This window comes from Planococcus sp. MB-3u-03, assembly GCF_002833405.1.
In the GTDB taxonomy this organism is placed as follows: Bacteria; Bacillota; Bacilli; order Bacillales_A; family Planococcaceae; genus Planococcus.
In genome coordinates this window covers 38,413-57,743 of the sequence record NZ_CP025123.1, presented here as the reverse complement: position 1 = coordinate 57,743, position 19,331 = coordinate 38,413, and the positions used below count along the sequence as shown (strand labels likewise).

18 protein-coding genes are annotated in these 19,331 nt (G+C 40.7%); 4 read left to right on the top strand and 14 right to left on the bottom strand.

The window, feature by feature from the left end:
* Nucleotides 1-23: 23 nt before the first annotated feature.
* From CW734_RS00265 to CW734_RS00215, 14 genes are all read right to left on the bottom strand, one after another.
* Entirely contained in the window at nucleotides 24-422 is a 399-nt protein-coding gene (locus CW734_RS00265; protein WP_101188984.1) for a hypothetical protein, read from the bottom strand.
* 83 nt (nucleotides 423-505) lie between these two features.
* Nucleotides 506-670 (bottom strand): hypothetical protein, encoded by a 165-nt coding sequence (locus CW734_RS18115; RefSeq protein WP_157824092.1) that lies wholly within the window; start codon nucleotides 668-670, stop codon nucleotides 506-508.
* A 58-nt stretch (nucleotides 671-728) separates the two neighbouring features.
* On the bottom strand, nucleotides 729-893 hold the full coding sequence (locus CW734_RS18110) for a hypothetical protein (RefSeq protein WP_157824091.1): 165 nt from the start codon (nucleotides 891-893) through the stop codon (nucleotides 729-731).
* A 63-nt stretch (nucleotides 894-956) separates the two neighbouring features.
* Complete coding sequence (locus CW734_RS18105; RefSeq protein ID WP_157824090.1) at nucleotides 957-1,121, bottom strand: hypothetical protein; 165 nt, start codon at nucleotides 1,119-1,121, stop codon at nucleotides 957-959.
* A 24-nt stretch (nucleotides 1,122-1,145) separates the two neighbouring features.
* Nucleotides 1,146-2,003 (bottom strand): hypothetical protein, encoded by an 858-nt coding sequence (locus tag CW734_RS00260; RefSeq protein WP_101188983.1) that lies wholly within the window; start codon nucleotides 2,001-2,003, stop codon nucleotides 1,146-1,148.
* 30 nt (nucleotides 2,004-2,033) lie between these two features.
* A complete protein-coding gene (locus CW734_RS00255) occupies nucleotides 2,034-2,987 on the bottom strand; it encodes a hypothetical protein (RefSeq protein WP_101188982.1) in 954 nt (317 codons plus the stop codon).
* On the bottom strand, nucleotides 2,984-4,495 hold the full coding sequence (locus CW734_RS00250; protein WP_101188981.1) for an ATPase, T2SS/T4P/T4SS family: 1,512 nt from the start codon (nucleotides 4,493-4,495) through the stop codon (nucleotides 2,984-2,986). The genes CW734_RS00255 and CW734_RS00250 overlap by 4 nt, the downstream gene beginning before the upstream one ends.
* Before the next feature lie 29 nt (nucleotides 4,496-4,524).
* Entirely contained in the window at nucleotides 4,525-5,337 is an 813-nt protein-coding gene (locus tag CW734_RS00245) for a P-loop NTPase family protein (RefSeq protein ID WP_101188980.1), read from the bottom strand.
* Nucleotides 5,318-6,232 carry an SAF domain-containing protein gene (locus CW734_RS00240; protein WP_101188979.1) on the bottom strand — a complete coding sequence of 305 codons (915 nt, stop codon included), beginning with the start codon at nucleotides 6,230-6,232 and terminating at the stop codon, nucleotides 5,318-5,320. Before CW734_RS00240 ends, CW734_RS00245 begins: the two co-directional genes overlap by 20 nt.
* Nucleotides 6,233-6,347: 115 nt before the next feature.
* Nucleotides 6,348-7,673 carry a hypothetical protein gene (locus CW734_RS00235; RefSeq protein WP_101188978.1) on the bottom strand — a complete coding sequence of 442 codons (1,326 nt, stop codon included), beginning with the start codon at nucleotides 7,671-7,673 and terminating at the stop codon, nucleotides 6,348-6,350.
* Nucleotides 7,674-8,006: 333 nt separating this feature from the next.
* Nucleotides 8,007-8,987, bottom strand: a complete 981-nt coding sequence (locus CW734_RS00230) for a hypothetical protein (protein WP_101188977.1) — start codon at nucleotides 8,985-8,987, stop codon at nucleotides 8,007-8,009.
* 8 nt (nucleotides 8,988-8,995) lie between these two features.
* Complete coding sequence (locus CW734_RS00225) at nucleotides 8,996-9,886, bottom strand: S1 RNA-binding domain-containing protein (RefSeq protein ID WP_101188976.1); 891 nt, start codon at nucleotides 9,884-9,886, stop codon at nucleotides 8,996-8,998.
* A gap of 297 nt (nucleotides 9,887-10,183) precedes the next feature.
* Entirely contained in the window at nucleotides 10,184-13,009 is a 2,826-nt protein-coding gene (locus CW734_RS00220; protein WP_101188975.1) for a type IV secretory system conjugative DNA transfer family protein, read from the bottom strand.
* Nucleotides 13,006-14,349, bottom strand: coding sequence for a replication-relaxation family protein (locus CW734_RS00215; RefSeq protein ID WP_101188974.1), 1,344 nt, complete (start codon nucleotides 14,347-14,349; stop codon nucleotides 13,006-13,008). The genes CW734_RS00220 and CW734_RS00215 overlap by 4 nt, the downstream gene beginning before the upstream one ends.
* A 1,026-nt stretch (nucleotides 14,350-15,375) precedes the next feature.
* Between CW734_RS00215 and CW734_RS00210 the strand changes: the two genes are divergently transcribed.
* The 4 genes from CW734_RS00210 (at nucleotide 15,376) to CW734_RS00195 (ending at nucleotide 18,394) form a co-directional block, all read left to right on the top strand.
* Nucleotides 15,376-15,702 (top strand): hypothetical protein, encoded by a 327-nt coding sequence (locus CW734_RS00210; protein WP_101188973.1) that lies wholly within the window; start codon nucleotides 15,376-15,378, stop codon nucleotides 15,700-15,702.
* Nucleotides 15,703-15,719: 17 nt separating this feature from the next.
* On the top strand, nucleotides 15,720-17,030 hold the full coding sequence (locus CW734_RS00205) for an FtsZ/tubulin family protein (protein ID WP_101188972.1): 1,311 nt from the start codon (nucleotides 15,720-15,722) through the stop codon (nucleotides 17,028-17,030).
* 385 nt (nucleotides 17,031-17,415) lie between these two features.
* Entirely contained in the window at nucleotides 17,416-17,721 is a 306-nt protein-coding gene (locus CW734_RS00200) for a hypothetical protein (protein ID WP_101188971.1), read from the top strand.
* 415 nt (nucleotides 17,722-18,136) lie between these two features.
* The gene (locus CW734_RS00195) at nucleotides 18,137-18,394 is read left to right on the top strand and encodes a hypothetical protein (RefSeq protein ID WP_101188970.1); all 258 of its coding nucleotides are present in this window, start codon (nucleotides 18,137-18,139) and stop codon (nucleotides 18,392-18,394) included.
* The last annotated feature ends 937 nt before the right edge of the window (nucleotides 18,395-19,331 follow it).

The following is a 19,331-nucleotide window of genomic DNA, read 5'->3' as shown; positions in this document are numbered from 1 at the left end:
TTAAGATATCCTCCTTTCAAATTCTACGGAATGTATTCGCTTTTTATCACTTGCGTTACGGTATATGGCACGTAACTCTCCGGACGATCACAACTCGCAAAGTCAAAAGCTTCCCAAATGTTCATCATCGGACGAGGAATCGTAACTGAAACCGTTATGTCTCCACCTCTGGAAACGGGCTGATCTGTTCCTTCAATTTGAATACAGGCTGGATTATAGCCATGATTTTCAACAAGAATGTCTTTAAATTTGCCGTACAATTCTTCGCTGAATTGACCATTTATTGCAGCTTCTTTTTGAACCTCATAAAGCGATATTTTGATTGATTCCTGGGTTGTGGCTGCATTGTGATATAGGATTGGTTGAAATACAGAAAACAAAAGTAAACCAAGTGTCAGTACAGTGCCTAAAATGTGGGCCATTATTCAATCCACCTTCCATGTCAAAAAATGAAGAGAAAGCAGAACGACATTGAAACCGCTCTGCTTCTATTTTTAAAGTAATCTTATGGTGCTGTGATGATCGTTGAATCTAGGCTTTCCAAGTTGCTTGTTACACTTGCGTTTGTTGTCGAGATAGAGTTGTTCAGTCCATCGCTGCCGAAGATGACCACAAATCCGATTCCTACAACTGCGATGATCGTGATTAAAAGTGCTACCATTTTATCCATTCCAAATTCCTCCTAATGTTTTCTCTATATTTTCCTTGCGAATAAAACCAAATATTATTTAAGGCGCTGTGATGATCGTCGAATCCAGGCTTTCCAAGTTGCCCGTTACCTCAGCATTTGTTGTTGAGATAGAGTTGTTTAGTCCATCGCTGCCGAAGATGACCACAAATCCGATTCCTACAACTGCGATGATTGTGATTAAAAGTGCTACCATTTTATCCATTCCAAGTTCCTCCTAAATGATTGTTATATTTTGTGTTTCCTTGTTCCCTATTTGGGTTTTAAATTACGGAGCGGTAATGATTGTGGAGTCCAAGCTTTCCAAGTTGCCCGTTACACTTGCGTTTGTTGTCGAGATCGAGTTGTTCAGTCCATCGCTGCCGAAGATAACGACAAACCCGATTCCGACAACTGCGATGATCGTAATTAAAAGTGCTACCATTTTATCCATTTATAGTTCCTCCAATTTTGTTTTTTACATATTCATTGCTTGACTTGTCATTTGGAACATAAACCACATAAACCAACCGATTACTGCAAACGCTGAAAGGAAGAAAAATGTATAGAATGAGTTTCTTTGGACTTCCGCTTTTTGCAGAAGCATCTCTGAGCGGCGATGTCCAAACACTTCGTTCTGTTCTTCCAATACTTGCAACGCATTATCACGGTCCATCCTATGTAGACCAGCTAGGAAATCTCCTAAAAACTGTGCTGTTTCTCCACCCAATGCAGCTTCGAAATTTTGACCTGCTAATTGAGGTGATTCGCGCCATTGACGCATAAACTGATTGAGCATCGGCTTAATGTAATGAACATATGGCAAAGTATCTTTCAAAAGATGATAAACGTTGATCTCTTCACGAGTATTACCGATTAAATCTGTCTTCAGCATGGCAAACAGGGAAAACAGTTCCCCTTCCTTCATTTCTGTTATCTTCTTAACTCGGCGCGCCAGGTAAAGGCGAATGAGGGAAAACTTGAAAACCGGTTCGGTCAACACCGCCCATGCCACTAAGAAGAGGATAGTATTGGTAGACGTTGTAGTTAAAGAGAGATAGAGCATTCCCGATAACAATCCGACTACCCGAACGACTGCGAAGCGGTAATTCGTCATCCAGGGAAGGTGTGCCTCTTTAAACAGTTGAGTAATCTCGGATTCAGATGTCCGTTTTTTCGTGATTTCATTTTGCTTTCTCAAATGTCGTTTCATTCGATGCCGCATAAATCGTCTTTCTTCTTTTGAGTACAGTGCTGCATATGTCCGCATCATCGCAAGCACCACGAAAAGAATAAAAACGCTATATTGAATCGCGGTTAGTACATACGCAGTCATAGACATCACCCCTTTCAATGAATTAGTTTTTTATAAGTCGGCTCGCGGCTTGCTCATGATAATTGAGCCCATCGCACTTGATATCGCAAGTGCCGTAGCAGCAATCAAACCGATCAAGCTGCTGGTTTGTTCCATTAAGGTACTGGTTTGATACATCATGGTGACTCGATATGCCATGACAAGGAAGATGGGGATGAAGACGATCGGCATAAAACCAAGAATGACTGTTTCCATTCGCTTCGTCTTCAAAGCTTCCATGTCCCGCTCCCGCTTCCGCAAGTCACGGTGAATGTCTAAGAGTCCTTCACTAATGTCTGCGTTATCTCGGTAGGATTTAACGAGAAGGTTCGTGAAGCGGCTGGCATATGTTGAACGAAGCGAGAAGGCAAATAGCTGGACCGCTTCGAGGAACGATTCTTCTGTCCGCTCTTTTTGCATACTGGATAAGAGCTTTTGGAAATTAAGGCGAAGGCGTTTATCGTGAACTAGATGTGTCATTTCGAAAATAGAATGATAAGCGTCCTTGTTCTTCTGATACGCTTGAATGTACAAATGAAATTCCTTCATGAAGGCAAAAGACCCATCGAGCCGAATGCTCGTCATGCGATAGCGAAGAAGAATGTACGGTACAGCGCCGATCAACAGACCCATTAAGAGCGCAAAGTCGATACGGCCCGTCATTAAGGTCAATGAGAGTGTAACCGTCGCGAACAAACTTACTGTTAATCCATAGAAGTTCCAAAGGTGCTTTTCGTGGGTGTCTGGAGCAACCGTGAAGACCAGGCGTTGGATATGTTTGAAAAACGGGTGCTTAATCGCCTTTTGGAACCGCTCTTGTTCCATTCTTTGATGCTTACGCAAACGATGCTTCCGGATTTGAAATCTCCTTGCATTCATCAGGAGCGGCCAGATAAGCTTCCATATACCGAAGAACATAATCAGATAGCCTAATCCTTTTGCGATGACTTCAATCAGTTGGATCATTCCATCTCACCTGCATCTTTAAATAAAATTGGCTGAATGATGCCTTCCTGCATTGGAGAGACTGCTTTCCGTTCTGCCATAAGGGTTCGGAAATTCGCTAAGGTTGTATCCCCTTCCTCATTGAGCAGCTGCACTAAGGAATCTGAAAGTTGGTCGTTATATTCCCATTGGTGATTAATGCTGTCATATTTCATTAAGTAAGAGATCCAAGCCTTGTCCGTGTTGTAGTCATAGTTGACTTCAAAAACACTAGTAACGCGCTTTTTATTGCCAGGGAATGTCTTCATTGTTACACCAAGATTGAGAGTTTGAGAAACTCTTCGTACTTCGTTTACATAGCGTCTGGAAGGATACACATCCAGGATATGCTGTGCCAGCTGCTCGCAAACTTTGGAAGGCTCTGTTACGTGATAAGTCATGAGCAAGCCAGTGGCCCCACGCGAAGCTCCATCAATCGCTGCGTCAGCCTCCACACCTCGTACTTCCTGCATGATGACGTAATCATGGTCAAATCGTAAGATGGTTTTTAGAACACTCCGAATGTCAGCATCCGAGATAGAAAATTCATGAACCAAGCGTTCGGGAAAGTCACGTTTTAGGAATGTTTCAGGGTGCGTCTCGATCATCAAAGCAACCAAATCTGCCGGCCGCTCCGCATAGAAGGTTTTTAGCATGGTTGATTTTCCAGACTCTACACCACCTGCTACGACCATATTTGCCCGAACACGAGCAAGCGTTTGGAAGATGGGGATATCTTCTCTCGCGATCGTTCCATACCGCACTTGTTCTTCAAAACTGAAGTTGTTGACGATGAAGCGGCGGAAAACAATGGTTGGGTAAAGCGTTCTTGGAGGGATAGTCAAAGTAATCCGAGTGCCGTCAGGTAGATCCAGTTCACCTTGCGGCTGCTTTTCATTTACCGTGAAGTTTGGATTGTTTTGTTGTAGCAAACGAATAATTTCCTCTACTTCTTCAATCGATGAAAACTCTTCGTCCTGTTTCACAAACTTCCCATCAATCTTGAACCAAATTTCTTTGCCTAAGATTTTTGCTGATGGTGAGTTTGGATGGCGTTGCCATTTGTAGAAGTTCTTGAAACGATAGATATGTTCAAAGATGGCGTGAGATAGTGAATCGAACATTGGATCATAGCTAATGTTTTGATAAGGGGAATCTCTCAAAAAAGAATTTATCTCGTCGATTAGCATATCCATGGATTCTTTATTTCCGAGCGTCGCTTGGTGCTCGATGCGCTGGCGTTCAGCTCGTTCATTTTCTTTGATCATTTTGTCTTCCACTTTATCGTGGAAGAACTTTTGTACGGCTCTTTTGGCAGCCTGGAAATCATGGCGGACCGTTTGGCTAGGAGCGGCGGTTTTTAATTTTAGGCGGTTTTGTTCTCCACCCTTCTCAATTAAGAAAGTGTTAATGTCGAACCCGTCGTTCCAGCTTTCGGTGATTTCACTTGGCAAGCCTTCGTATTTCTCTTCTTTCGATTGAACAACCATTTGTCTTCCTCCCTTCAGTCAGCAGGCGGTTATTTATTTAGCCGGAAAAACCCTTTTTTAACAGGAGCAACCTCTTTTAGAGGGAATGCCATATCTTTTCCGATATCTTTGGCCAACTGTTCGATACTTGCTTGGTACTTCTGATTTGGATACGTGTAGAGGAAGCGGTTTTCCAACTCGGAAATAATCCCATCCTCTGTATAGGGGATTGTGTGAACGTCCTGCAGGTCTTTTTCTTTTGCAATTTTCTTTGAATCCAGCAGATATGATTTCTCCTGGTATTTGTTCAAAATAAAACGAATATGTCTCTTTTCAATGGATAGCGGAGTAAGAATGTCCTCTTCCAACTGATTGAAGCGTTTCAAGACTTTGGGCTGCTGCGTCAGAATTGCGTAGCGGTGACCTGCTTCATATACAGCTTCTGCACTAAGCGCATTATCTAAATGCCCTCCCGCATCGATCAGCACGACATCGAATACTTGCTGGGAGCGGTCAATGAGATAGCTTACCTCTTCAACTTTAAAGCTTCGGACCAATCGCCCGTTTCGATTACCTGGCAAAATGTAGAGGTTATTCTCTTCCACTTTCACAAAGCGTTTTAGAAACTCTTCGTTATTGTCCAGCTGCTTGCCGGCCAATCGCGGTTTGAGAGAGTCTAGAAAATCTTTGGCTTCCGGCAAGTAATCTGATCCGTCGTCCCAAGCGTTTAAAGAAAGGACGCCGATTTTGGCATCGGATAGTTTCGATAAGGCGAGTGCTACAGAATAAACTGTATTGGTAACCCCGACATTCCCTCCTGCCGAGAAAAAGGTAGCGATTCGATTATTCGTCTTTGGATTCATCACTATCATCCTTTCCGGACTTTTCGTCCTTATCAGGCTGCTCTTTTGCATCTTCATCTTTTTCTTCTTCTACTTCTTCTTCAGTTTCTGCTGCTGTTTCTTCTTCAGCTTCGACTACTTCTGTGTCAGAGGTGCTTGTAGCTTCAGCTGTATCAGTGTCAGCTTCTTCAACTTCGTTTGAACGTTCGAACTTATAAACCACGTAAAGCTTGTAACCATCGTTGAGATTGTCTGTCAGTGTTTTCAACATTTCATCTGTTGCAATGATTTCAAGAGCGGCAACTTGGCCAGTCGCTTCACTTGTCTCAGCTGATTCTCGAACTTCTTTATTTCCGCTGTCTTTTACAGAAGAAACACGAATACTTTCTAAAATAGGCTCAGTGCCTGGGGCGATCTCTTGAATGTCTGATTCTTTCAGATCTCCCTGTTCAACCGCTGCTTTTTCCAACTGTGCTTTCATCTTTTGTTCAGAGTCGCTAATTGCGTATACATCCGCTACGTAAGTTCTGCGAAGACTCCCAGGAACTGCGAACAACCACTCTTTCGGAATCGGCGCGACAAATTCGCCTTTGGACGTGTCCGGAACCAGATTGTAGGTATCTATAAGGTCCGTGTAAATTTGTGTGCCTTTTTCAATTTTGATCGAGGCGTGTTTTCCGATAAGACTTTCATAAGCAGTAATCGGGATGGCGTTCTCTACTTCGTGTCCTCTTTTAACATTTGCGATTTGGATATTCTCTTCGGTGATGACTGTTTTAAAGTCAATCGTCTCTTTGGCTACAACTACTTCTACAGTGTCAATCTTTTCTGAGACATAAAACTCAAAGAAAAAGACGAAACCAACGCCGGCTGCCACAAAGAGAACCGAGAGTACAACATTTAACGTGGTTTTCATGTGCTTTCCTCCATTTTTTCTTTATCTTTTAAAAATTCGAAGCTCGGCATCCAATTCTTCACTTTTTTCACACCATTCTTTTTTCGTTTCAAGTCTTGCGAATCGACAATAAGCTTCATGAGTTTCTGAAAGCCTTTTTGTTGTTCGTCTGCAGCATCCTAAATGCAAAGACACCATCGAACTGCGCTTTGTATGTTGATTCGTCCTGGAACGGTGGAACGGGCGTGTAGTGATCAAGGTAAAGCAGTTTCAAACCCTTCACGTACCGGTTAGCAATCAGGTGCGTTTTCTTCTTCAACAGCAGGTTATGAACCCAACCAAATTTTTCTGCCATTTGATATTGTTCAAATAGCTCTAAATTGGGTAAATCATTATCGACTACGACCAGAACGTGACTGGCGACCTCTACTAGCTCATCGTAAGTTTGCTTGTTTTCGTCTGCCCCGATATCAACAATCAAGTAAGGAGCATTATGGACAGAAAGCAACTGCCTCAAGAACTTGGTAATCGGGAACTGATCTTCTTCTAACCGCTGCTCGTATTTCGGATTTAAGACTTGGAGCTCAATTCCGTCTTTTTTCCACTCTCGAATGTAAGCGTTGTGGTCGTCTTCAGGTATTTCGCTGTAGGGGCTATAGTAATTAGGAATTTCATTACCGCCCGCTAAGCGGTCATAGGTATAAGGGTTTTTAAAAGGATTTTCGAAATATTTAACACCTATTCCGTTCTTGGCGATCGCATATGCTAATTGGTGCGCGATAAACGTTGAACCGGATCTTTCAAAGGGACTGACAACCAAAATAATTTTTCGTTCTTGTAATGCTATTTCTTCTTGAATCTCCGAAGCCTTAGGGAAATTAATGGAGATGTTTGGCCGTTGTGGTTTTGGCACTTTCGGAAGCTTCGGTAATTTCTTCTTGGAGAGGAATGAGGTTTTTATTTCCGCTTTCTCGCTATCCGCTGCCCCATTACCTTTCGTTTCCGCACTTTCCATTAACGAATCGATTGCTGCGTCTTCCAATCCGTACCGAGAGACATTCATGTAGCGTGCAGGCTCTTTTAACTGCCTGATAAGGGAAGCGGTAGGTATTTGCCGCTCGTTAAAGATATCAAGCACGTTGCGGGCAACCAGTTGGCTTAGGAACGGGTCTTTTCTTTCCCGCTCACACATGATGACCACGCGCATTTGCGCATCGTAGACTCTTCTCCAACTTTCAATTAGTTGCAAGAGCTCTTCCTCGTTGTCTTCCTTGTCACTAAACTGGCTTGGTAACTGGCGATCGTGAATGATGAGAAGATTTGGCCGTTCAAAGTCTATCTTCTCGTTTAGGTAATCTCGGTGCAGAACTTCTTCTTTTGCAATTTCGAAACCAGCGTCTTCTAAATTTCCTTTTAGAATTTGAGAAAGGTTCTTTTCACCAATGGCCAACAAAACCTTCATTTGTACATCGCATCCTTTCGCTTACAGCAACAAAAAAAACACCCTAATCTGGCGGAAAAAGAACGCTAAATAGCGTTACATTTCTCGGTCAGATTAGGGTGCTCCTATTTTCTGTGTATGTAATTGTGAGTTGAAGTGTTGCTTGTATTAGGTTAAAAATGCGAGCGCGATGTTTTCCGCACCGCGCCTCACATTATTCCTAAAGGTAAAAACCCTTAGGAAAAGGTGTAAACCTAAATTACCATAATAAAAAATGACGGTCAAGGCGAAACTTGAAAAATTCTGGAATTTCCACGAACAAACATTCCGCTCCTATTTCATGTAAGAATCGAGCTATTTACTGTTTTGCAGGAAAGGAACTTTCACCTGAACGATTCCCTCTTCTGTTCCCTGGGCGAAGGCAGATGCCAATTCTTCGGTATCGTCCAGCCACTCATCAATTAGAAAGAGAATGTCATAGGAGTAGAGATGCAGATTCAGTTGCTTTTGTACAAATTCTGCAAGAGAGACTGTAGAAACGGATATGACAACAGCTTGCACGATGGGCGGCTTAATTCTCTCGATCTTAATCACACCGTCCCGCTCCTTCAAATAGCTGTATGTCTTCAGACGCTTTCTCAAGTAGTCTAGAAACGTTTGGGCCATTTGCACACGTTCAATAATAAAATGAACAGGCGCCTGGTTGTTTATCCTTCTCGTGGACATAACTGCCAAAGGCTTTGGGTTTCGAACATGGTCCCCAATAGCCGGCAGCCACGTCCATTTCGAAAGATGGCGGTTCGTGGTACCAATCATGCGGATCTCATTCATTGCAACGTATCGCTGTATGGCATAAGGATTATCCATCCATTTGTCCGGATGCACAAAATGCTGATCATTATAGTAATACTTCATCAGTTTATATCCGACAGCTCCTAATACGAATATGCCAGGAGGTTTTCGTTCACCTTCTTGGAACTCTTCAAAACGGACACTCGCTGTATAGCGATGCACATAGCCACGATATTGTAGTCGCTTCAACCGATCACTCGTGCGAGAAGCGGACTGGACAGATTGCATGTATTTCCGTAATTGAGCTTCGTTCGCACAAACTGCTGCGCCGATTACGGATAAAAGGACAATGTCTTCTTCTAAAAGCGTATGTTGTATTTCTTCTTCAAGCGCCTGTTCATAACGTGCGAAAGGTTTGTGTTCTTTAGGAAGTCTCAGAACTGCTCGGAAATTGGGATTGTCCCATATCGGTACTTTTCCATCCTCTCGAGGAAACACTTGAATGGCGCTGTGAATTTCTTCGGGATTTTGTACTTCAGTCATCTATTTGATTAATCCTCAAATAAGAATGAACCTAGATCTTTTTTCTTCCGCTTTCCTTGCGGATAGTTGGTAATAATGACTCTGCCTCTTCGCTTCACAGGGTCAACCCGATCAACCCGGCAAGTAACGCGATCTCCCACGTCCGGCTCTTCCAGTGAGCGTGGCTTCGTCCCTTTCAAAACAACGCCTGTTTCGACTTCAACAAAAATACCGTGGAGCGGAGATACTTGCACAATCTTCCCAGCAATTACATCGCCCTTTTTAATCTGATTTAAGAAGTCCATTGGATCCGCAAGCGTTTGCTTTCTGGAGACACGAATCATCTTCACAGTCGGTTCAATCGCGAGAACTTTTACGGTGACCGTTTCCCCCACTTGAGCATCAATGCCTTCTCGAATATTCCAAGACCACTCGGAGCGGAACATGAAAGCATCCTGACCTTGAATTCTAAGGTGAACAACGCCCTTCTGAGTATTAATACCGGTTACGGTTGCTTTATACTCTTTCTCTCCCAACTTATCTTGGCTTTCCATTTCGTTCAGTTCGTCCCATAGCTCATTCGCAAGCATTTGGTTCGCGATTGTTCCAGAAAGGAAAGCTACCTTGTTTTCCAAATCCAGTTTTGTAATAACAAACGCATCTTTTGTGCCGACAAACCGATTAAAAGATTTAATTTCGAAGTCACGGAAGTCGGGGCCCATGCAGTACCCATTAACGCCTCCTGGCAATGCTACGATCAACGTGGGAACTTCACGGATAACAGTTGTTCCATTTTCTAACTTTGTCGGCATGTTCATTTCTTTAAGGCTACGGATGACTCCATAAACGATTTCTTGGTTTCTGCTGGATTTTGTCAAATCCTCGAGTGTTTGTTCATTGGACCATGATTGTAAGACCATTTGTAATCTCTCCTTCTGTTTTAGTGATAGTAATTCGACTCTCTGTCATTTCAGACGGTTATTAGGTTGCTCTCTCCAATGGCTGCTGTGATAGGTTCACATAATTAGATTTCCATTATTGTGTTACCCCGCTCCCTTCTGAAAACAAAAAAGCACCCCTATCCGAGACTAGTCCGTAGACTACTCTTGAATAGGGGTGCTCCCTTTGATTATTAAACTGATTTCGGGTTTTCCGAATTGACTTAATTGTAGCCGTGCATAAATCAGATAGCAAGGGATTTTTTTGTTTAAATAGTATTATTTACCGTCTTTTCCCTTTTCCGATGGGCTATTGTGCTTAATATTCATTTCTACACCATTTTGCAATTGATGATAGAAGCTGTCATGTTTTTTCGATATCACGCTTTCTTTATAAGCGATTTCCTCCTGCTCAGAAGGAGTTTCGTTTTTAGCTTCAGGCACACCAAATATAGAGACCACCTCTTCTTCCTCATCTATTTCAGCTGGCTCATTAGGTTGCTGCTGTCCAAAGCCCATATCGAATACCCTTACTTCTTTTTGTACAGGTGGAGCGGCTTCTGGTGAGCTTTCAGCGGCCATAGGAGCAATCGGCTCTTTAACAGGACTAGCGGCTGCCTTTTGTGCAGACTGTGGTTGCTCTATTTCGTTTTGAACATCATTACTTACATCTGCTGCAGGTTCAATCTCAGCATGCATTCCGTTCTGATCAAAGCTTATACTACGTATGAGTGAAGCAGGTAGCTTATCGGTTGGACGAGTGTCATGTGACATGCGCGCAACTTTGTCAGCAATCGCTTGTTCCCGCTCCAATTCCAAATCGAGCTTCGTATCTTCTCGGACCTTCTCCTTTTCAATCGCTACACTCTCTTCTACTTCTACCAGTTCAGAATCCACTTCTTCAATAACCTTTACCTCTTCGGAATCCTTAATCACATCAATCTCCCCACGACGGTAGCTCAACCATTCTTGGAGCGGCAACTCCCCTACTCGGACTTCTGCAGATTGAAAAGCTTCTGGGGGAAGGAAGTTGGCTTTAATTCGCTGTACAGGAATCGGCTGGTTATTGACTACAATCTTCACGGCACAGTTGAATGCGTCTTGGAACATAATCTCTCCAGGGGTCATGGATTGTTCCCGCTTCTTAGCATAAGAACTGCCGCCTCGTGTTTGCGGATTATCTTGGAGCGGTGAAACAGACATTTCAGTTTGTCCTTCATCGAATACGATTTTCTCCCCGAATAGATTACTGAAGTATTCGGCATCCATTGCCGGAACATCACCATAAACCATCCGATTCCGCATGCCCGCAATTATGGTGGTCATGTAGTTTTCGCCATAGGTGTCCGCAAGCTGCGCGATCGTTTGCATGATGGTGGTGATGATGACCTTGTATTTACGCGACTGGACAGGGAATTCGCTAAACGAATCATAAAAATAGTCGGGAGCTTCATCAACCATAATGTGGTGAAATGGAGAAACATCATTTGGACGACGGAACGTTGCGTTTTGAAGATTCATCAATACAAGCTTTCCTAATACTCTTGCCAGATCGACCAATTGTCCTTTGGCTGTATTCACAAGGAGCACGCCCCCTTTGGCGAAGTGTTCGTCAAAATCAAATTCACTTTCTCCAAATAGAACATTGCGGATATATGGATTGGAACCGATATCGTTCAGAATGTTTCGCAAGCCTTGAACATGTTCTGACTTCGCATCATAGTATTGAACATTTCCCAAGTCATCAGTTACCCAATTCTCCCCGCCTGCTCCCCGCTCTTTCTTAGGCAGGATGGTCAAGTCGAACCATTCATCGATACCTTGAATGATTTTCCAGTAATTCCGCTCTTGCCTTTCTTCAATGTCATCAATATTTTTCGGAAGTGTTTTTTTCAATTGCTCATGCATTTTGTGTACTAAGGTCGGGTTGTTATACATATCAATTAACGCACCGAACGTTGGTTGCAAATCGGGGTCATGCAACTTTAACAAATAGATATGCTGCTTCAAGTGATTTCGCTGCGCTTGTTCGAAGAAGAAGTTACCACTGGATCCGGAATCGTTTAAACCAGCAATAATTTGGGCGAATACTTCTGCGACTTTATCAACCGGCCCACGCATCGGATTAATACTTGGAGTATTTGGATCTAGCGGATTGATGTAAGTAATCGCTTCATCGGGAATGCCATGTGCCTTAACAAGTTGAAGCGTTTTCTGACACAAATCATTCGAAGGCTCAATTACGGTGATTCCATTCAGATGGCGTCCCGCTACATCTTTCGATAAATAATCCTCACGCTCCCTCAACGTTGGGAAAGCATTAATAAATCGTGTCATGTGATGTAAATCTTGGTTAAGCATCGGTAGAGCAAGTGCTGCTGTCTTACCTGTCCCAATCCCCCCTACGATTAAAGAGTTCAAGGAGCGGTCAAAGCCAGGAATGGTTACCATTTCCTGATTCTTGATGGATAGTCCCAGTTCGACATCCGGCCATACATCTACCTCTTCCAGCTTGCTAAACTTCTGGAGCCATTTCCCTTTATATTCGAAGTTAAAGAATGCCTTCTTCAACTCTTGAACATTAAGTCCAAGCTCAGCCATTAAGAAAAGAAGAACGAAGCCAACAAATAGAATCGGTAGCGCAATCAGCATTAGATAAAATCCGGAAGTATGTTCAAAAAGAATGGATTCTATGAAGGCATCTGTTGTAATAACGTTTTCCAACCTATTTTCAAAGAATGGAATTACATAAGAGTCTATCCCACCCATTCCATAAGCGATTAACCCGCTCCATCTTGCTACGTGCATGACAAGAAAATTAATAAGCCTTAACCATTTTTTCTTGAAGAGTTTAACTCTTGTACTGATTAAGAATCCAAAATAACCGATGGCACTTACGCAAATTACGCCTAATAACGTTACATGGTCATTTGAGCCAATCAGCCAGGACAAGTATGTAACTTCCTCGCCAGTGTATTGTGATTGCAACAATCTAGCAGCTCTCACCGAATAAAAAATCGCGAAATAAAATGAAACGGCCATACTGATTAAAACGACCAGGAGCGGGACACGAGCTTTCCATTTTTGCCAGTTCACCTTTTTCATAGAATGTTACCTTCGCTTCTTGTAAAAGGCGTGGCCACTTTTGTTGCAAGCGGTCGATAAACACCGTCTTCTCTAGTTGGAGCTTTCACTTCATCTAGGCTAGAAATTATAATTTCGCATTTAGGATTCAACGCCACTACATCGTTTGCAGCCGCTTCCGCATTTTCGTAAATCAAAAATAGTGAAGTCTTTAAACTAGCATTGGTTGTTTCATATATTCGCGTAACAATTCGTTTCACGTTTGCTCTTGCCCGCTGATAAGAGAATAAAGACCCCTCTTCCATAAACAGCAAGACACCAATCTTCATATTTTCAGGAGATCGTATTTCAGCCAGGAGGTCTAAGTCATATTGATCTTCGATAGTTAGCTTCTGTGATACCAAGTCGTTTTGGCTTATTGAAAATGTGAATTCAGCTGGACTATTCTTGTTGGCGTGCATAATCCATTGATTTGCTTTATTTTTCATCTGTAAGCGCCCTATAGCAGACTGCCGACTAATGAGTTTATGGAGGATTTTTGGAGCTCTATTGGAGGGAGTAGCAATTATCTCTAGGCCGTCAGCCCATTCGATGCTCTCTTTCAATGTCTCCTTGATTGAAGCTACCCTTCTATCTCTGCTTCTTGATTCCCCGTCCGCTCCGTTTAATAAGCCAACGGAAAAAAATACAGTAATAGGCTTACTGGACTTGTTTGCTAATAAGTTATAACGAGCGATTTTGTTTTCGATTGTTCCTAAAGTTTGAGAACCACTATCTACTTCTAAGCAAATAATGCGTTGCTCAGTTTCATATATCCAGTCTGGGATTATTGGTTGTAATTCTCTGCCTTTAGATATGGAATCTATTAACTCATGATTCTCACCTCTATTACTTCTTACATTAAGCAAAGCAAAAGATTCTCCCCGCTCCCACATCAGTCTGTACACTTCCATGAACAAGGAATTTATTGCCATATTGTGAAGCGTAGGTATATTCACCAAATAGGAGTATTTCTTTTTGGATTCTATATCGTCATGTGAAAACACACCTCGGTTTGCTAATACTTCAATTCCTCTTACGCCTAAACGATAAGCATAATTGACAGGCCGGAAAATCTCTCTCTTTGGTTCTTTATCATTCACTTGAAACAATATGCCACTAGCCACCAATTTTGCTAGTCTATTCGTAACCATGTTCCCCTTCCGTCTGCCATTAGAAGTGATCTCATAATACTTATGAACGTTTCTAGCGTGAATGGACTTAAACTCATGAAGATGCTGCAACAATTCCAACTCTTCGGGCGTTAAGTGAACCCCGTTAAACCGCCCATCCTCTTTTAACTTTAAAACGTCGGTTCTCATATCCAATCTCCTTTCAACAAAAAAACCCCGCCAAAAAGAAAGAGACTGGTCGCTCTTTTCTTCTGGCAGGGTGCTCCTGGTTTGTTGTCATTCATTTTGAAAAAAAGTATAGCATAGCTTCTAAAAGGTGGCTATAAAATATTCAAATAAAGCCTTGATTGACTGGAGAGAAACCGCAAAAAGGAAGTCCTCTAAATGCCGAGAAACACGGGATTCCCTAAAATACTTTCTCCAGTAATTAAAGGGTTATTCATGGGGGGAGTAGTAGGCATTGTATTTAGTTAAAAAAATGAGATTTGCCAGTCATTTAAAGGAATTTGGGTTACACACCCCCTAGTATCACACCCCTTTTCTACAATAGTTTAGGGTTGTGTTACTAGGGATTTATTTAGGGGTGTGTAAACAACCTAAAAAAATCGGTATTAAAACTCTATGGAAAACAAATTAATTCTTCTGTGTTCAACGAAAAATTGGAGTTACATAAGCTGCCGTTCCATTCCATTTTTTTACGAAAGTGTACTCATTCTAAAAACCATATTTACTAAACCTCATTGAGATTCGCAAGAATTTCTAACACATACTAATGTCGGTTCAGCACTAAGAAAAGGACAGCCAGAGAAAGGACCACTACTTTTGTTAGAAGATTTTGCACTGCTTATTTTGGATCAATCAATAAAACAAGGAAATAAATACCGAATTGCTATCAAAAACAAAATCAATCACTCCCATTATCAACGCTACATTAGATATTTATGTAATGTTTAATGTAATAGTTACATTAATTATTACCGTAATAACTAAAGTAATAAAAAACCCTTATTTAAAAGGGTTTACGAGTATTTTAAAAAGTGTCTTTGATTCTAAATCACACTTGATAAATGCGTTTATATTGTATTACCGCAATAACTACCGCAATAAATAAATTGACACTACCGCATAGTTATGTAATGATTACCGTACAACGTTTTTGAATTATCGAATTCGAATTCATAAACGCAATTTAATTGGATGACCGGGGGTGATGAATTGACACTTACTAAAGAGAACATATTTGAAACGTTTAAAGTTCGAATGTCAGATGAAAGCAAATTACTTTTCACCACTCTTTGGAATAATAAAGAAGCCATGGCCAAAGAACAGCTATGGAAAGCTGCTAATCTACAGAAGAAGAAAATTAGACCTGACACTGATCAAGAGAAAGATTACATTAATTCCAGATACACGCTAGACATAAGTATAGCCAGGCTTGAAGGTGCGGGCTTGTTAGATGTTAAATCATACGGGAGAATACGAACCTATACTATCTCTTCGTTAGGACGCGAATTTTACGAGTATTTGAAAAAAACTAATTAAGAAAGCGAGTGTTTATTATGAGTTTTAAAAATGCAGTTTTTAGTAGTACAAAGATTAATACAAGCCTCAATTTCGGATTTATCGGATTAGGTATGGGCGGTAATTCAATTGCTGCAGCGTGTGCAGAAATTTCTACTAATATACCAAACAAAAAATATCCTTACTCCGCATTGCTTATTAATACCAATCAAATCGATCTTGATAAAATCGAAGTGCAGAACCCTGCTATCAATAAGTTACTGATTGGGAGCGGCCGAGGTGCGGGACGCAATATTGATTTAGGCGAACAAATGTATCTTGAAAGCGAAGGAGAAGTTCAAGAGCACATTAAAAATCAGTTCAAGGATTCAGACTTCATTTGGATCGTAGCAGGTCTTGGCGGCGGTACTGGCACAGGTTCTATTATTCAAGCAATTGGTTCAGTAATGAAGTCAGGCTTCAAAGGTAAGTTCGGGTTAATTTTAACTTTGCCGCGAAAAAATGAAGGTTTGACTGTAATATCAAATGCAATTAAACGACTGAAAAAAATCAATCAAGCCATGCAAGCACTCGGCTCAATGATTATTGTCGACAATCAAAAACTATTTGATCACTTTACTGAAACCAAATCTAATTCAGCACTCATTTCTGATTATCTATCTTTTACTAATCAATTCATTGCTGAATCCCTACACGAATTAAATGTTGTTACAGCAAGTTATAAGCCCGTAGGTGAAAACCACTTTGACAGTTCAGAGTTTGAAAACCTGGTTAAGACGCCTGGCGTACTTCACTTCTCTAAGTTCTCTAAACCAACGTCTGATATTTCCACTTCTAAGGCTGAAGATCAAGTTAATGATTTCAAGGAAAACATCGTAGAAGGAATTTTGTCAGACGGATATGACTTGGGTCGTACTAAACGATTGGCCGTGAGTATACTTGCAGATGAAGCCACTAGCAATCGAGTCTTTAACTTTGGATTCACAAATGCAATTGAATCGGAAATCAATCATATTGCCCCTATCGCAAACGAGAAACCGATTGCCTTTTATAATTACAATTACAAGAACATTAAAGATACTTACTTCTATTCGGTATTTGCTGGACTGCAATTACCTGAAAGAGTCAAAGCAATGATCCAAGAAAGCAACCGATTGCAAGAAGCCGAAAAACAAGCTGCCCTTCCAAGTAATGATGATATATTTGCAGATTTTGAGGAAGTTAAAGTTGCTACTACCGATGCTGAACTCGAATTCGAAGATATCTTTGGTAACTCCACCAATGAAGAAGAAAGCTCTAAAAAAGAAAATGAAACAGAAGATGCTTTTGATATCCTATTCAAAGATTAAAGCTACGCCTACATGGAGATTGACTTCATGTAGGCCCTTTTTTAAAATCCTCTTTTTCTCAACCCGCGCCACGCCTCAATTTGTGCCCCACATGTGGACTGTGACGCTCTTGTGACGCTTCACAACTCAGTAATTGTGCTTCACATGTGAGCTGTGATGTTCTTGTGATGCTTCACAATTTAACGAAGTTATTTGTTTTAATTTTTTATAATATGTGGCTATAAAACCACTGATTTCAATAATTCGGTTTTAAATTGTGCTCCACAAGTGATCTGTGAATCCTTTGTGATGCACATATTGTGCACCATAAGTGCATCATAAATGCTTTATAATCAACATTTTAAGTTATAATATGAGTACAGCAGTAAAAGTTCGGAGGGCAGCTATGGAAAAGTATACGAAGAAATGGTTATTGAGTGAGTTCACTAAGGAACTCCGCACTCGACTCAGTTTAATAACCGGCAATGAAGAAAAGGTCCACTATAATACAGTCACAAACTGGTTTAATTCACTCGAATCCCAAAATATTCATTACGTTCCTAAAATTGAGGATATTCGTCAATTCGATGAACTGGATCTTCAGATAGCCTTGTTTATTATGGAAATGAGAAAAGAAAATTGGCAGCTAGACGCAATATTTAAAATTATTCTAGTAAATTTGATGTTAGATCACAAGAACCTCGAGTTATGACAGAAGAAGAAACTAAGCCTTATCGAGAAGGGTTTTATTCGAATATTTATATCAGAACCTCAATCAAATGGGGAAAGAAATAAAATCAAAATGTAGGAATTTTAAATTACCTTGAATTGAATAACAAAAGAAGTACCAAATTAACTGAGCTTCAAAACTTGCAGCTTAGAAAAAGGACTTACAAATTGATTTAACTCGATTAGAGAATAAACTCGAAAACATAGATTTACGGAAAGAGTATTTAGAGATTCTTTCACTAAAACAAAAAGTGAAAATGTGGGAAGAACTAAAAATAAGGGATTCTTTGCAAAATTGTTTAGTGGCCCTGACTCTGATCAAGAAGAAGAAATAAAACCCGAGGTTACCACTGAGCAATCGGATAAGCTTTCTAAACTAGATGAACAACAGGATCATCTTGAAACAGAAATGGCACGTATTAAGAGAAATTGAAGATAAAGAAAAACAGATTAGTGTTCTTTCGAAAGATATCGAATCAGACTACTCACAGCCGCTTATAAAGGCCAAAGAGAAATTACTGATAGAAGCACAAGAGGAGCTATTTGAGAAGGGAGAGCGATCTATGAAGATTCTGAGAGGGTTTGCTACAGTTGAATATACAATTGCAGGAGCTTTAGCTTTACTACTTCCTATCGCATATTCACTTGCACTTTAAAAATACCAAAGAAAACCCCAAGTTCCTAAGAACTTCGGGTTTTCTTGACTTTTCGGCTACAAGATCATGAACACATGATAACGAAGCCATATTTAATTAATCTCATAATAGCATTCAGGGCTCTGGGTAGCAAGCGTTGGAGAGTCCAAAATGAAATAATTTATCAATATGATTCTAATAGTCTAAAAGAATTTATTAAAAGATACCCATTTTCCTATATCGTAAATAAAATAAAGGTTTTCTTTTAAAAACTAACGATTAGCTATAAGTAGTCGAAGATAATTACAAAGGTGCGAAATATAAGCTGATCATCAAAGCAATTAATATGCCCACTTTCTTACATTATCAAACAAAATGTGGACATCTTTTTCAAATGCTATGCTTTATATGACTCTTCGGCAACCAATCTATCTTATTCTGAATTTTCTGGTTTTAAACTAGAATTTAGGGTGAGGATGGGTTTATTAAGGTGGATATTTCTGCCTTAATAGTACAAGGTCATGAACTTTTTGTTCATTCAGCCGAAAAAGAACCTGCAAGCTGCAAGTTCTCATGATCCAGTCCCCACTGGATCGGTTTAACATCAGAAATAAATCACTATAGAAACCACTATAGAAATAAGTTTGCGCCAACAAGCTTATTTCAAAATCGAACTCTGCTTGGACTCTTCTTAAAATGAGAGCAACCAGGCCCGCTTTCTTATTGTCTTTTTAGTATCTAACACTTCCTTTATCTTAGCAAATAGATAAGGGCTGTGCAAGACTCTATACCTCTAAGAAAGCAAATTCTAGACTTTTTATATAATTTGCTGGTGCTTTTCTCATTTTAAATGCGTATATTGCTTTTGTTTTCAGGGATTCCCTTAAACCTTTAAATGTTTAAGGGAAAGAAGATCAAAGCAAACACGCTTACAAAATGTGAAAATGCCCATATTACT